The organism is Hymenobacter sp. NBH84, from assembly GCF_014217645.1.
Classification (GTDB): Bacteria; Bacteroidota; Bacteroidia; order Cytophagales; family Hymenobacteraceae; genus Hymenobacter; species Hymenobacter profundi.
In genome coordinates, this window is record NZ_CP043644.1 from 3,436,565 (window position 1) to 3,448,599 (window position 12,035).

Consider the following 12,035-nt stretch of genomic DNA (forward strand, 5'->3'; position numbering starts at 1 on the left):
ACAGATTTTCGAGTAAAACCCGACCAAGCGCGGCCCTGTTCCTCAAAACGCTAAAACCCCGACACTTCAAAGAGTGTGCGGGGTTTTCGTTTGCTGAAAAGGTGTCAGGTGGAGAGACGATGATGAAGTTGTAAAAGATCTGTCATCCTGAGCAGAGCGAAGGACCTTCTCACGCCAGAACGAGTTATTGTTATGATAATCGTTCAAACGTGAGAAGGTCCTTCGCTCTGCTCAGGATGACAGCCGGCTCTTAACGCAACCTAGGCTTTCGGCTTGGCTGGGTCGCGAGATACCAACTTTTCAACCAGCGAGGTCGAACCCGAAATAGCAGGCTTCTTGATTGCCTCATCTGATTTTTCCGTCAGCTTCTTGTACAAGGTCAAAGCTTGAGCTACTACTTGGTCCATATTGTAGTACTTGTAGGTAGCCAAGCGGCCTACGAAGTGCACGTTGGGCGTTTCCTCGGCCAGCTTCTTGTACTTGTTGTACAGCTCCGCGTTTTCGGCCATTGGAATGGGGTAGTATGGGTCGCCCTCAGCTTGTGGGTACTCGTACACCAGCGCCGTTTTGGGGTGCTCCTGACCCGTTAGGGCCTTGAACTCGGTGATGCGTGTGTAGAGGTTATCGTTGGGATAGTTCACGACGGGCGCGGCCAAGTGCTTTTCTTTGCTCAGCGTTTCGTGCTTGAACTCTAGTGAGCGGTAGGGAAGCTTGCCAAACTTGTGGTCGAAATACTCGTCTACCGGACCCGTAAAAATCATTTCTTTGAACGGGATGAAGTCGATGACCTCGTGGTAATCCGTGTTCAGCATGATCTTGATGTTGGGGTGGTCCAGCATCTTCTCAAACATGCGTGTGTAGCCGTGCAGGGGCATGGCCTGGTAGGTATCGGTGAAATACCGGTCGTCGCGGTTGGTGCGGGTAGGCACACGGCTTGTTACCGACTTATCCAACTGCGAAGGGTCGAGGCCCCACTGCTTGTTGGTGTAGTTCTTGAAAAACTTGTTGTACAGCTCGCGCCCTACCTTGCTCACCACCACATCTTCGGAGGTCTTAATGTTGGCTACCGGCTCGGCCACCGAGGCAAAAAACTCCTCTACCTGGAAGCTGGTTAGGTTCAGACCATACAGTTTGTTAATAGTGTCCAGGTTAATCGGCATCGGTACAAACTGCCCGTCTACCGACGCCAGCACGCGGTGCTCGTAGGGACGCCACTCCGTAAAGTTGCCCAGATAGTCGAATACGTCCTTGGAATTGGTGTGGAAGATGTGCGGACCGTACTTGTGGATCAGGATACCTTCTTCGTTGTAATGATCATAGGCGTTGCCGGCAATATGACTACGCTTATCGATGATGAGTACTTTCTTGTTGGAACGAGTGGCTAGCCGCTCGGCCAGCACGCTGCCGGCAAACCCGGCCCCGACGATGAGATAGTCAAACATAATAGAGGGGTGTTTTGGGTTGTATGTAGAAATGTTAGTGTAGAAGCAGGTGCTTATAAACGCTCGTCGGGGGTAGGGCTGGCAGCCGAATCTTCTGAGGTCGGATTTGTTTTGCGCCCTATGCGGTCCTGCATGAGCTTCACCATTTGCTCCCAGGTTAAATCCCAGGAAATGGTACCGAGGTACTCGTCGGTGCGCTGACGCCAGTCGGCATCCTGGTGTTGCTGCAAGGCTTTTTCAATGCCTTGAGTAAATTCGTCGGCAGTGGACGCAATGTGCACTAGGTTCAGGTCGCCGTAGGGCCGCACCACATCGCGGATGGGTGTGCTCACCACCGGGCGACCAGCAGCCAAGTATTCGGGCGTTTTGGTAGGCGAAATAAACTTGGTGCTTTCGTTGTCGGCAAACAGGAGCGTTGCTACATCCCAACCCCGTAGGTAGGCGGGTAGTTCCTGATAATCTTTGCCGCCGAGATAATGAATATTGGCGGTGCGCGGCAGGCTAGCCGGGTCGATTTTCACCACGGGCCCGATAATGACAAATTGCCATTCGGGATGGGCTTCGGCCAATGCACCCAGCAGTTCAATGTCCAGGCGCTCGTCTACTACCCCAAAAAAACCAATGCGTGGGTGCGCAATGCCAGCCTGGTCGGCTGGCTCGGGCATCTCCTGGCGGGCTTGGCCGAAGTGGTCTTTATCGATGCTACTCGGAAAAGGGTGCGCGTCGCGGTGCTGCTGACTTTTGGCTTCGTAGAGCGTATGCCCACCGGTAAACACCAAATCGGCTTTGCCAAACAGCTCCTGTTCCCGCTCACGCAAGGCAGGCGGCGCAAACTTAAACGCGGCCAGCTCGTCCATGCAGTCGTACACGGTCAGCAGGGGCTTAAACTGGCGCGACTTGTCCAGCGCCATGGGCGTGTAGTACCAAAAAATATAATTTTCGATGCTGTTTTCGCCAAAAAAGCGGGCCAGCAGTTCGTATTGTACTTGGTTGCTGTGTGCCTCATCGAGGCCGTGGGGTAGGTGCGCTACTACTACCTTCAGCCCATTCTGCCGGTCCTTGATTTCGAGGTGCGGCTCCACCTGATCGGGGTGAACAAAGGCATCTTCGACGTAGAACACGCGGCCTTGCTGCGCGAACCGCGACAACAAGTGCTGGGGACGCTGCCATACAAAATCCCAGTGCAGGTGCGCAAAACACACCAAATCAGGCACGGTGGTATCGTTGGTAGCGGGAAGAGGATGTAAAACAGGAACGGAAGCGGCAGCTACAGTATCGCGCGCAGGTTCTTTGGCCGAAGGCGGAGACGGCATGTACAAAAGCAGTAAAAAAGTAGAGGATGGCCCACGTACAGCAGATCTCACACTTACCTGTAGCGTAGTATTTCTGACATACGGAGTTGCCAACAAAAAGATATTGTTGAGCTAGGGCAATTCCGTGGGCTTTTTCCGCTACTGTTTAGCTTTTTCCTCAAATGCTGCTTCGGGGGATGCGGGTGCCGTGAGCACCCGCTGAAATTCTACGGCATCGTCCCAGCTAGTGGGCGTGCGTAGCCAATCGCGCCGGACGCCCACGCGCCGGAAACCCGCCGCCCGAAACAGGCGCAAACTGGCCGTGTTGCGCGCCGATACGGTGCAGTACAACTGGTGCAGGCGCAGGGTATGGTAGGCGTAGTCGAGCACTAGCTCCAGGGCCGCCAGCGCAAAACCCTGCCGCCGCTCGGTAGCCAGGATGGTGATGCCTACCCCCGCGCGTTGGTGCAAGGGGTCGTAGTTGAAAAAATCGAGCGTACCAATGGGCCGCTCATCTTCGGTGGCACAAATCACCAGGCGTAGCTGGCGCACCTCGTGCCAATCGGCGGCGGCGTGGTCGAGGTAGCGGCGCAGCATGTAGCGCGACACCGGTGCCAGCGTGTCAGACACGCCCCAAATCACGGGGTCGTTTTCGAGTTGATAGAGAAAGTCTAAATCCGATTTTTCCAGCGCCCGCAAGCTTACTAATGGACAACGCAGCATCAACTCAAAATAGAAATTCGCGAATAGAGACTAAACTACTGGTAATAAGACGAGCCAAAAGAACGTCATTTCTTCTCTTTGCTTAATGCGCAACATGGTCGAAATGACGTTCTATTCAAACAAGCCAAGCTACGCTATTTCGATGGTTCCATCGAACACGCGGGTAGCGGGGCCACTGAGGTAGATATCGGTAAACGAGCCATCGGGGTGCGACTTGAAGCCCACGCGCAGGTCGCCACCGGGTGTGCGCAGGTGCACGGGGCTGCTGGCACCGCGCCGCGAGGCGGCTAGCGCTACGGCCGTTACGCCAGTGCCGCAGCTTTGGGTTTCGTCTTCTACCCCCCGCTCGTAGGTGCGTACCTGCCAGGGCGCATCAGGCGCGCTAGGTTCTTCCACGAAGTTGACGTTGGTGCCTTTATCGGCGTAGAGCGCGCCATAGCGCACGGCCCTACCCTCAGCAAACACATTGAAGGCAGCCAATGACTCAGCGGGTAAGAACCGTACGAGATGAGGCGAACCGGTGTTCAGAAATACACCGTCGTGAGCCGCTACTTCTTCTTGTCCGGCTACGTCCTGCATGCGCAGGTGCACGGTGCCGTCGGCGTCGATACTGGCCTCGTGGGGTCCGTCGGCGGCCAGGAAACGGGTGGTGGTATCAATTACGCCTACCTGGCGGGCAAAGGCTACGGTGCAGCGTCCGCCGTTGCCGCACATAGAGCCCAGGTGCCCGTCGGCATTGAAGTACACCATCTCGAAATCGTACTCGGGATGCAGACGCAGCAAAATCAAGCCATCCGCCCCAATGCCGCGGCGCCGGTCGCAGAGGCGGTGCACGAGTTGGTGGTTGGCGGCGTCGAACTGATTGGCCCGGTCATCTACCATCACGAAGTCGTTGCCGGTGCCTTGGTACTTGAAGAAGGAAAGCTGCGTGGTCGTCATGTTGCAAAGATACGGCGCGGCGTTCTACCCTACTCCCTACCTTTGTGGCTATGTACTCTTTCCTTACCACCGGCACCTGGCCTGACTACGAACTGCTGGACGCAGGCAACTTCGAGAAACTGGAGCGCTTCGGCCAATACATTCTGGCCCGCCCCGAGCCGCAGGCCATCTGGGACCCGCACCTGCCGGCCTCGGAGTGGCAGCGCGCCCACGCTACCTTCACCCGCGAGAAAGGCAGCCAGGAGCGCGGCCAGTGGAAGCTGAAGCCCAGCATGCCCGAGCAGTGGGTTATCAATTACGATCAGGGCGATTTGCGGCTGCGGTTCCGGCTGGGGCTGTCGTCGTTTAAGCACGTAGGGCTATTTCCGGAGCAGGACCCCAACTGGCGCTTCATTTTCGAGCAAACTCAAAAACGCCGCACTCCTACCCCGCGGGTGCTGAACCTGTTTGCCTACACGGGTGCCGCTACCCTGGCCGCCCGCGCCGCCGGTGCCGACGTGACGCACCTGGACTCGGTGAAGCAAGTGAATTTCTGGGCCCGCGACAACATGGAAGCATCGGGCATTGACGGTGTGCGCTGGCTGGTGGAAGATGCCATGAAGTACGTGCGTCGCGAAGTGAAGCGGGGCAATAAATACCAAGGCCTGATCTTGGACCCGCCCGCCTACGGCCGCGGCCCCAACGGCGAAAAATGGCAGCTGGAAGACGAACTGAACGAGATGCTCAAGCTCTGCCGCGAGTTGCTAGACCCACAAGATCATTTCTTTCTGATTAACCTGTATTCGCTGGGCTTTTCGGCGTTGATTTTGGACAATCTGACCACCGCCATCTTCGGCGTATCGGCTGGGCAGCGCGAAATCGGGGAAATATACCTGCACGACCAAGGCCAGCGCAAGCTGCCGCTGGGCACCTTCTGCCGATTTGCTACCTAGGAGCACGTTGCGCGCCCCTCGTTGAACAACTGTTACTTTGTCCTGTCCCTAGCCAAAACGCACCCAAAAACAATGGGTGCGTAACGTGCCCCTACCTATGCACCCAACCCGCCACCGTCGCCTTGCCCTGATTGATATGGGCACTAATACCTTTCACCTGCTGATTGTGGAGCTGCCCGAGGCTGCGCATATAGCGCCCAAAACCTTGCTGAGCACCAAAGCCGGCGTGAAGCTGGGCGAAGGCGGGGTGAGCAAGGGCGAGTTGCAGCCCGCCGCCATGGACCGTGCCCTGCATACGCTACAAGGCTTCAAAGAGGAAATAGAACTGCACCAAGTAACCGAAGTGCGCGCCACGGCTACCAGCGCCGTGCGCGTGGCCCGCAACGGCCGCGAGTTTGTGCAGCGTGTGTTCGAGGAAACGGGCATTCAGGTAGACGTTATAGACGGCGCCCGCGAGGCCGAGCTGATTGCTTACGGCATCCGGCAGGCCGTGCCACTGGGTAGTACTCGCCATTTGCTGATGGACATTGGCGGCGGCTCGGTGGAGTTTATCATTGCCGATGCTGACACCATTTTCTGGAAGCAGAGCTTCGAGATTGGCGGGCAACGGCTGCTGGACCAGTTTTTCCGCCACGACCCCCTCCTACCCTCTGATATTGCCGACGAGCAGGCCTACTTGGCTACCGCGCTGGCGCCCCTCACGGCGGCCGTGCAGCAGAACCAGCCCACGGTGCTGGTGGGTTCCTCGGGCACCTTCGATACGCTGGCCGACATGCACGCCGCCCGTGTGGGCGAGCCGCGTCCTACCCCACCGCCGGCTACTACCCTCTCGTCGGAAAGTTTCTACGAAAGCTACCGCCTATTCCGCACCCTGGATAACGCCGGCCGTCGTGCCCTACCTGGTATGCTGCCTATGCGCGCCGATATGATTGTGGTGGCCAGCGTCCTCATCGACTACGTGCTGCAAACCTATAGTCTCACGCAGATTATTGCCTCGGCTTACGCTTTGAAAGAAGGCATGCTGGCGGAGATGTTGGCGTCGTAGCAACTTTGTCATTCCGAGCGCAGCGAGGAATCTGAGAATCCACGTCAGACAGACCGTCATGCTGAGCTTGTCGAAGCACCTCTACCATGAGTAATCCTAATCGATATCAACGAAGCGGTAGAGATGCTTCGACTCCGCTTAGCATGACGTTCTTTCACAGAAATAGCTTCACAACCACATGACCTTCTCCTACAACCATCTTTTCACCTTCACCGAAAACGTGTTCCGCAGCATGGGCTGCCCGGAGGCCGATGCGACCCTAGCCACCGAAAGCCTGCTGGCGGCCGACTTGCGCGGGGTAGACTCGCATGGTGTGGCGCGGCTGATTGGCTATGTGCGACTTTGGGAAGCCGGCCGCATCAACCCTACCCCCCGCGTGGGAGTCACCTACGAAACGCCCAGTACGGCCGTGGTGGATGGCGACGGAGGCCTGGGCCTAGTGGTAGCGCCCAAGGCCATGGAGGTGGCTATTGAGAAAGCACGCGTGGCGGGCACGGGCTGGGTATCGGTGCGCAACTCCAACCACTTTGGCATTGCGGGCTACCACGCCATGAAGGCGCTGGCGCACGATATGATTGGCCTAGCCATGACCAACGCCTCGCCCCTGGTGGCTCCTACCCACTCCCTCGACCGACTGCTGGGCACTAACCCCATTGCCGTAGCCATTCCAGCCGCCGAGCAGCCCGACTTCGTGGCGGACTTTGCTACCACTACTGCTGCCAACGGCAAGCTGGAAATTCTGCAACGCAAGAACCAACCCGCCCCTACCGGCTGGATTCAGGACAAGGACGGCAACGTATCAACCAACCCGAATGAGCTAAAGGATGGTGGTGCCCTGCAACCGCTGGGCGGCGAAACCGGCTCACACAAGGGCTACTGCCTGGGTAGCGTGGTCGATATTTTTTCGGCAGTGCTCAGCGGAGCCAATTACGGGCCGTGGGTGCCGCCCTTCGTGGCGTTTCTGCAACCGCCTGCCGATCCGGTGGGCCAGGGCATTGGGCACTTTTTCGGGGCGATGCGCGTAGACGCCTTCCGCCCCGCCGACGAGTTCAAAGCACACATGGACAATTGGATTTCCACCTTCCGCAACGCCCGCGCCGTGCCTGGCCAGCAAGTGCTTATTCCTGGCGACCCAGAGCGCGAATCGTCGACCAAGCGGCTGCTGGAAGGCATTCCGCTTCTCGACCCCGTGGTGAAAGACTTGGAAACTGTAGGGCAGAAGTTTGGGATTACTTTGTAAAAACAACCTGTGCTACCAACGCAAACAGCCGCCGCGAATTTTTCGCAGCGGCTGTTTACGATTAGGAGTAGTCTGAAATTAAATCAGTTGTCCTGTATTAGAATTTGCAGCGGCCAGGGCCTGTGCGGCTACGTTTTGATCAAGGTAGTGCGAACTGTAGGAAGCATCGTTGCCGTTCAAAAACAAGCACGTATGCCCGCCTACTGCATCAATAATCTGTGCGTATTGGTCCATGGGTAGGGCCGGGCAACCCAGGCTGCGACCCAAACGGCCATACTGCCGGATAAAGTCTTCGCTCACATAATCAGCGCCGTGCATCACGACGGAGCGCTTCAGTGCATTGTCGTTGTAGCCTTCATCGAGGCCTACCAGCTTCAGAGAGCGGCCATGTTTACCCATGTACTCAGCCTGCGTCACATAGAAACCCAAGCTGCTCATGTTCGACTCGTTTTCGTTGGAAAAGTTGGTCGCCATGTTTTCGCCAGAGTTGTGGCCGTGCGCTACCAGCGTGTGGAAAAGTACTTGTTTGCTGTCCAGGTCCAACACCCACAGGCGCTTTTCGGTGGAGGGTAGGCTGAAATCGATAACCGTCAGGCGGTCTTTCTCACCCAGCTTATCGGCTTTTTTTAGGTTGAGGTAGCCGGTCATAGCTTTCTCAAACACACCGAATTGCATACCCTGCGCTTCCAAGTTCATATCCTGATACAGCTTGTCGAACCGCTGATTCAGGAAAGTGGCGCGCATCTCCTCGGCCGTGGGTAGGGTTTGGTGCGTACGAGCGCGCGCCAGCGTTTTGCTGACGGGTGCCGCTACCGGCGTGGCCAGAAACAAGGCGGCCACAAAAGGCATAATTCGACGCGTGAGCCGCTTGGCCCGGCGCTTCAGTCGCTGACGATGTACTACACTCGGCTTTTCCATTGGGAGTAAGGTTCTTACTGGAAGAAAAAAGCACCAACACATTTGCCTGGTGCTTATCTGCTCCTATACGAACAATGTTAATGGATGATTCAGTTTCCGCCTACTTCATTTTATTAGGACGACACTATATTGTCATGGCATCTTCCAGAGGCCTTTTCGACTAGCTTCGCCACCAAAAAATTTAGAAAGACGCGCCTGTATTCAGCTTCATGTAAAACGGCCACCCACCATACGATGCAGCTCCCACACAGGGGCAATTTTGCCGCATAGCTGGCCTTTAGTCTCGAACCATGCCTGGTTCCACTTGCTATTGAACAAGTTCGCGACCCAGGCCCCTACTTGAAAGCGGCGCAGTATAGCTCAGCACTACTTCTGAAATTCTAATCATTAAGTAATCTGGCACCTTCTGTTTCATGGTAGGGTAAGCACAAGGAAAATGCTTCCCTTTGGGAATATCACCCCGAGATTGACCAACTGCCCAACTACCCCGGCGTTGTTTCTTCGTTACTTTTGCGCGCCCGCACCGGTTCTTTTATTCGTATAGGTAATCAAACACCTATACTCCTACCGTTCGCCTCATCGCGCGCTTGGCGCGCTGCTTTTCGCATCTTATGGCTAAAGTCGCAATCAACCTCTCCACCGGGAGCCTGCAACAGGAAGAAATTATTGTTGGAATTGATCTGGGTACTACCAATTCGCTGGTGGCCTACATCCACCCGGAAACCCGCCAGCCCGTGGCCATCAACGACCAGGGCCGAGGCACTATTGTGCCGTCGGTGGTGCACTTCCCGACCGATGGTACCGCGCCTATTGTGGGTACCGAGGCCAAGCAATATTTGCTTACCGACCCGCAGAACACGATTTACTCGGTAAAGCGCCTGCTAGGAAAAGCCTATCAAGACCTAGGCAACCACGCCGACCAGCTGGGCTACAAGATTATCGATGATAATTCGGAAGGATTAGTACAGGTACGGGTAGGTGAACAGTTCTACTCGCCCATCGAGTTATCGGCGGAGATTCTGAAGGAGTTGCGCCAGCGCGCCGAGCACGCTCTGAAAACGCCCGTTAACCGCGCTGTTATCACCGTGCCGGCGTATTTCAACGACTCGCAGCGCCAAGCTACCCGCGACGCGGGCCGTTTGGCAGGCTTGGAGGTGCTACGTATCGTAAACGAGCCTACCGCCGCCGCACTGGCTTACGGCATCGGTCTCTCGCCCGACGAGGAAAAAACTGTGGCCGTTTATGATCTGGGAGGTGGCACGTTTGATATCTCAATTCTGCGCATTCAGCAAGGCATTTTCGAAGTGCTAAGCACCAACGGCGACACCTACCTCGGTGGCGACGACCTCGATCAGGCCATCTACCACTACTGGGCTACCGAGTACCAGCTCTCTCCCCTGTTGTTCCAAAACGTAACGGCTCAGCAGCAACTTCGCCTGTTGGCCGAGCAGGCCAAACGCCACCTCAGTCAAAACGACGAGTTTGAGGTGATATTTGATGAGGTGCGCCTACCCTTAAGCAAGGCGAAGTTCAATGAGCTAATCACACCTCTGGTGCGCCGAACAATGGATGCTTGTCAGCAGGCCTTATCCGACGCGAAACTCACCCCCAAAGACCTGGATGCGGTGTTGCTGGTAGGCGGCTCTACCCGTGTGCCCTTGGTATACGATTCTGTATCGGCCTTTTTCCAACAGCCCGCCAATAATTCGCTGCACCCCGATGAAGTGGTAGCCTTAGGGGCCGCCATTCAAGCCGACATCTTGGCCGGCAACCGCCGCGACGTGCTGCTACTCGACGTAACGCCCCTCACGCTGGGCATCGAAACCATGGGCGGTTTGATGGACTCCATCATCCCGCGCAACTCCAAGATTCCGACCAAGGCTGGCCGCCAGTATACCACTTCTGTGGATGGGCAAGTCAACCTCAAGGTATCTGTGTACCAGGGCGAGCGAGATTTGGTGAAGGAAAACCGCAAGCTGGGAGAGTTCGTGCTGAGCGGCATCCCGGCTATGCCCGCCGGCCTACCCAAGGTAGATGTCAACTTCATCTTGAACGCCGACGGTATTCTGAAGGTAGAAGCTATTGAACTACGCTCAGGCGTCAGCCAACAAGTCGAAATCAAGCCCCAGTACGGCCTCACCGACGAGCAGGTAGAGAAAATGCTTATAGACTCGCTCACCTATGCCCGCGACGATGTATCGGCCCGCATGGTGATTGAGGCCCGCACCGCCGCCGACCAGCTGCTGTATCAGGTAGAGCGGTTTGTCAACAAGAATTCGCAGTACCTCGAGGAAACGGAAATCACCCAAACGGCGGCCCTCACCGAAGTCCTGCGCGAAAGCCTCGCCACCAACGACAAGGATACCATCCTAAAGGCCATGGACACGCTGGAAGAGTACACCCGCCCCTTCGCCGAGCGCGTGATGAACATTTCTATCAAACAAGCTATGTCGGGCAAGAAAATAGAGTAGGGAACACTGTCATCCTGAACGCAGCGGAGCGTAATGAAGGACCTTATCACGCTAGAACGACTGACGTGCCAACGACTCGTCCTGACGTGATAAGGTCTTTCACTGCGCTCCGCTGCGTTCAGGATGACAAGAAGTTTCCTACTCTATTTTCTTTTCTGTTTCTGCGGCGCCGGCACCATCCCAAACGTCAGCACCTGAGTAGCGGTCGAATCTCGGAAGCTAACGTCTAACAGCACCTGCGGCTTTGGCCGAAGCGTGTCGCTGGCAAAGTGGAATTGGTAGAACGGATGCGCCTTCTGATCGTCGCCAATGCGAAACCCTAGCTTGTAGAGCGTGATGCGCGGCCCAAACCGCTTTCCTTGCTCATACAGTACGCGGCTATCCGTACGGAACTGAGCGGTAGTCAGGCGTTGGCGGGTTTCGGGCGTCAGGAGGGGGTAGGCGTCGCGGTACTTGCCTTGCAACACCGTCAGCAAGAACTTCCGCGTCAGCTGCACTTGCGACGCTTTTTTAGGAGGTAGCTCCGCTGCCAGAAGCAAACCGCTGCAAACGAACAATAGACAGGTAAAAAGAACCTTTCGCAACAACTGGGTAGAATAGATCATGTCCCTGTTACTGCAAAAGCCGGTGCTGCGTTGGCTGGCACCGGCTTTTGCGGCTTATTCTTCCTCCTGCGGCACTAGAATGAATACGTCTTCTCCCGGCCGTTTCATGATGTACTTTTCGCGGGCAAATTTTTCTAGCAGTTCAGGGCTACTCAATAGTTCGGCGCGGTCCTGCTTCACCTGCTCAATATTTTTAAGGTAGTAATCACGCTCGGTTTGCAAATCGCGCCATTTGGCGTACATATCGTATTGCTTCACCAAGTCATTGGCATCGAAGACGAACATCCACACCAAAAATCCCATTCCCGCCAAGAAGTAGAAACTGCGCAAAAAGCGGGGCACACGGTGAAATACGTCGAGCAGGCTCATAGCAAGTATAACAAGGTAGGAAACGCACCAAAGCAGGCGCCTACCACAAATATCAAGAT

The 12,035-nt window shown here is 56.0% G+C and carries 11 protein-coding genes; 4 read left to right on the forward strand and 7 right to left on the reverse strand.

From position 1 onward, the window contains the following. Positions 1 to 260 precede the first annotated feature (260 nt). The 4 genes from glf to dapF form a co-directional block, all read right to left on the reverse strand. On the reverse strand, positions 261 to 1,442 hold the full coding sequence (gene glf / locus F1C16_RS14370) for a UDP-galactopyranose mutase (RefSeq protein ID WP_185281328.1): 1,182 nt from the start codon (positions 1,440 to 1,442) through the stop codon (positions 261 to 263). A 53-nt stretch (positions 1,443 to 1,495) separates the two neighbouring features. Beyond that, complete coding sequence (locus F1C16_RS14375) at positions 1,496 to 2,755, reverse strand: glycosyltransferase family 1 protein (RefSeq protein WP_185281329.1); 1,260 nt, start codon at positions 2,753 to 2,755, stop codon at positions 1,496 to 1,498. A 138-nt stretch (positions 2,756 to 2,893) separates the two neighbouring features. Beyond that, a complete protein-coding gene (locus F1C16_RS14380; RefSeq protein ID WP_185281330.1) occupies positions 2,894 to 3,457 on the reverse strand; it encodes a GNAT family N-acetyltransferase in 564 nt (187 codons plus the stop codon). 129 nt (positions 3,458 to 3,586) lie between these two features. Beyond that, a complete protein-coding gene (gene dapF, locus F1C16_RS14385) occupies positions 3,587 to 4,396 on the reverse strand; it encodes a diaminopimelate epimerase (RefSeq protein ID WP_185281331.1) in 810 nt (269 codons plus the stop codon). A gap of 50 nt (positions 4,397 to 4,446) precedes the next feature. Between dapF and F1C16_RS14390 the strand changes: the two genes are divergently transcribed. From F1C16_RS14390 to F1C16_RS14400, 3 genes are all read left to right on the forward strand, one after another. After that, complete coding sequence (locus F1C16_RS14390) at positions 4,447 to 5,328, forward strand: class I SAM-dependent methyltransferase (RefSeq protein WP_185281332.1); 882 nt, start codon at positions 4,447 to 4,449, stop codon at positions 5,326 to 5,328. Between the two features lie 97 nt (positions 5,329 to 5,425). Next, the gene (locus tag F1C16_RS14395) at positions 5,426 to 6,373 is read left to right on the forward strand and encodes a phosphatase (RefSeq protein ID WP_185281333.1); all 948 of its coding nucleotides are present in this window, start codon (positions 5,426 to 5,428) and stop codon (positions 6,371 to 6,373) included. A 178-nt stretch (positions 6,374 to 6,551) separates the two neighbouring features. Next, complete coding sequence (locus F1C16_RS14400; RefSeq protein WP_185281334.1) at positions 6,552 to 7,613, forward strand: Ldh family oxidoreductase; 1,062 nt, start codon at positions 6,552 to 6,554, stop codon at positions 7,611 to 7,613. 78 nt (positions 7,614 to 7,691) lie between these two features. Here F1C16_RS14400 and F1C16_RS14405 read toward each other — a convergent pair whose 3' ends face one another. Beyond that, positions 7,692 to 8,531: a murein L,D-transpeptidase catalytic domain family protein gene (locus tag F1C16_RS14405; RefSeq protein WP_185281335.1), complete on the reverse strand. Its 840-nt coding sequence runs from the start codon at positions 8,529 to 8,531 to the stop codon at positions 7,692 to 7,694. A 611-nt stretch (positions 8,532 to 9,142) separates the two neighbouring features. Between F1C16_RS14405 and hscA the strand changes: the two genes are divergently transcribed. Continuing rightward, a complete protein-coding gene (hscA, locus tag F1C16_RS14410; RefSeq protein WP_185281336.1) occupies positions 9,143 to 11,002 on the forward strand; it encodes a Fe-S protein assembly chaperone HscA in 1,860 nt (619 codons plus the stop codon). Between the two features lie 143 nt (positions 11,003 to 11,145). On the opposite strand, the gene F1C16_RS14415 is transcribed toward hscA, so the two are convergent. Both F1C16_RS14415 and F1C16_RS14420 read right to left on the reverse strand, forming a co-directional pair. Beyond that, the gene (locus F1C16_RS14415; RefSeq protein WP_185281337.1) at positions 11,146 to 11,541 is read right to left on the reverse strand and encodes a hypothetical protein; all 396 of its coding nucleotides are present in this window, start codon (positions 11,539 to 11,541) and stop codon (positions 11,146 to 11,148) included. A gap of 120 nt (positions 11,542 to 11,661) precedes the next feature. Next, a complete protein-coding gene (locus F1C16_RS14420; protein ID WP_185281338.1) occupies positions 11,662 to 11,976 on the reverse strand; it encodes a septum formation initiator family protein in 315 nt (104 codons plus the stop codon). Positions 11,977 to 12,035 lie beyond the last annotated feature (59 nt).

Coding starts and splice junctions, on each gene's coding strand:
- F1C16_RS14405 (WP_185281335.1), bottom strand. CDS start 8,531: ATGGAAAAGCCGAGTGTAGTACATCGTCAGCGACTGAAGCGCCGGGCC.
- F1C16_RS14395 (WP_185281333.1), top strand. CDS start 5,426: ATGCACCCAACCCGCCACCGTCGCCTTGCCCTGATTGATATGGGCACT.
- F1C16_RS14420 (WP_185281338.1), bottom strand. CDS start 11,976: ATGAGCCTGCTCGACGTATTTCACCGTGTGCCCCGCTTTTTGCGCAGT.
- F1C16_RS14390 (WP_185281332.1), top strand. CDS start 4,447: ATGTACTCTTTCCTTACCACCGGCACCTGGCCTGACTACGAACTGCTG.
- F1C16_RS14400 (WP_185281334.1), top strand. CDS start 6,552: ATGACCTTCTCCTACAACCATCTTTTCACCTTCACCGAAAACGTGTTC.
- hscA (WP_185281336.1), top strand. CDS start 9,143: ATGGCTAAAGTCGCAATCAACCTCTCCACCGGGAGCCTGCAACAGGAA.
- dapF (WP_185281331.1), bottom strand. CDS start 4,396: ATGACGACCACGCAGCTTTCCTTCTTCAAGTACCAAGGCACCGGCAAC.
- F1C16_RS14375 (WP_185281329.1), bottom strand. CDS start 2,755: ATGCCGTCTCCGCCTTCGGCCAAAGAACCTGCGCGCGATACTGTAGCT.
- F1C16_RS14380 (WP_185281330.1), bottom strand. CDS start 3,457: ATGCTGCGTTGTCCATTAGTAAGCTTGCGGGCGCTGGAAAAATCGGAT.
- glf (WP_185281328.1), bottom strand. CDS start 1,442: ATGTTTGACTATCTCATCGTCGGGGCCGGGTTTGCCGGCAGCGTGCTG.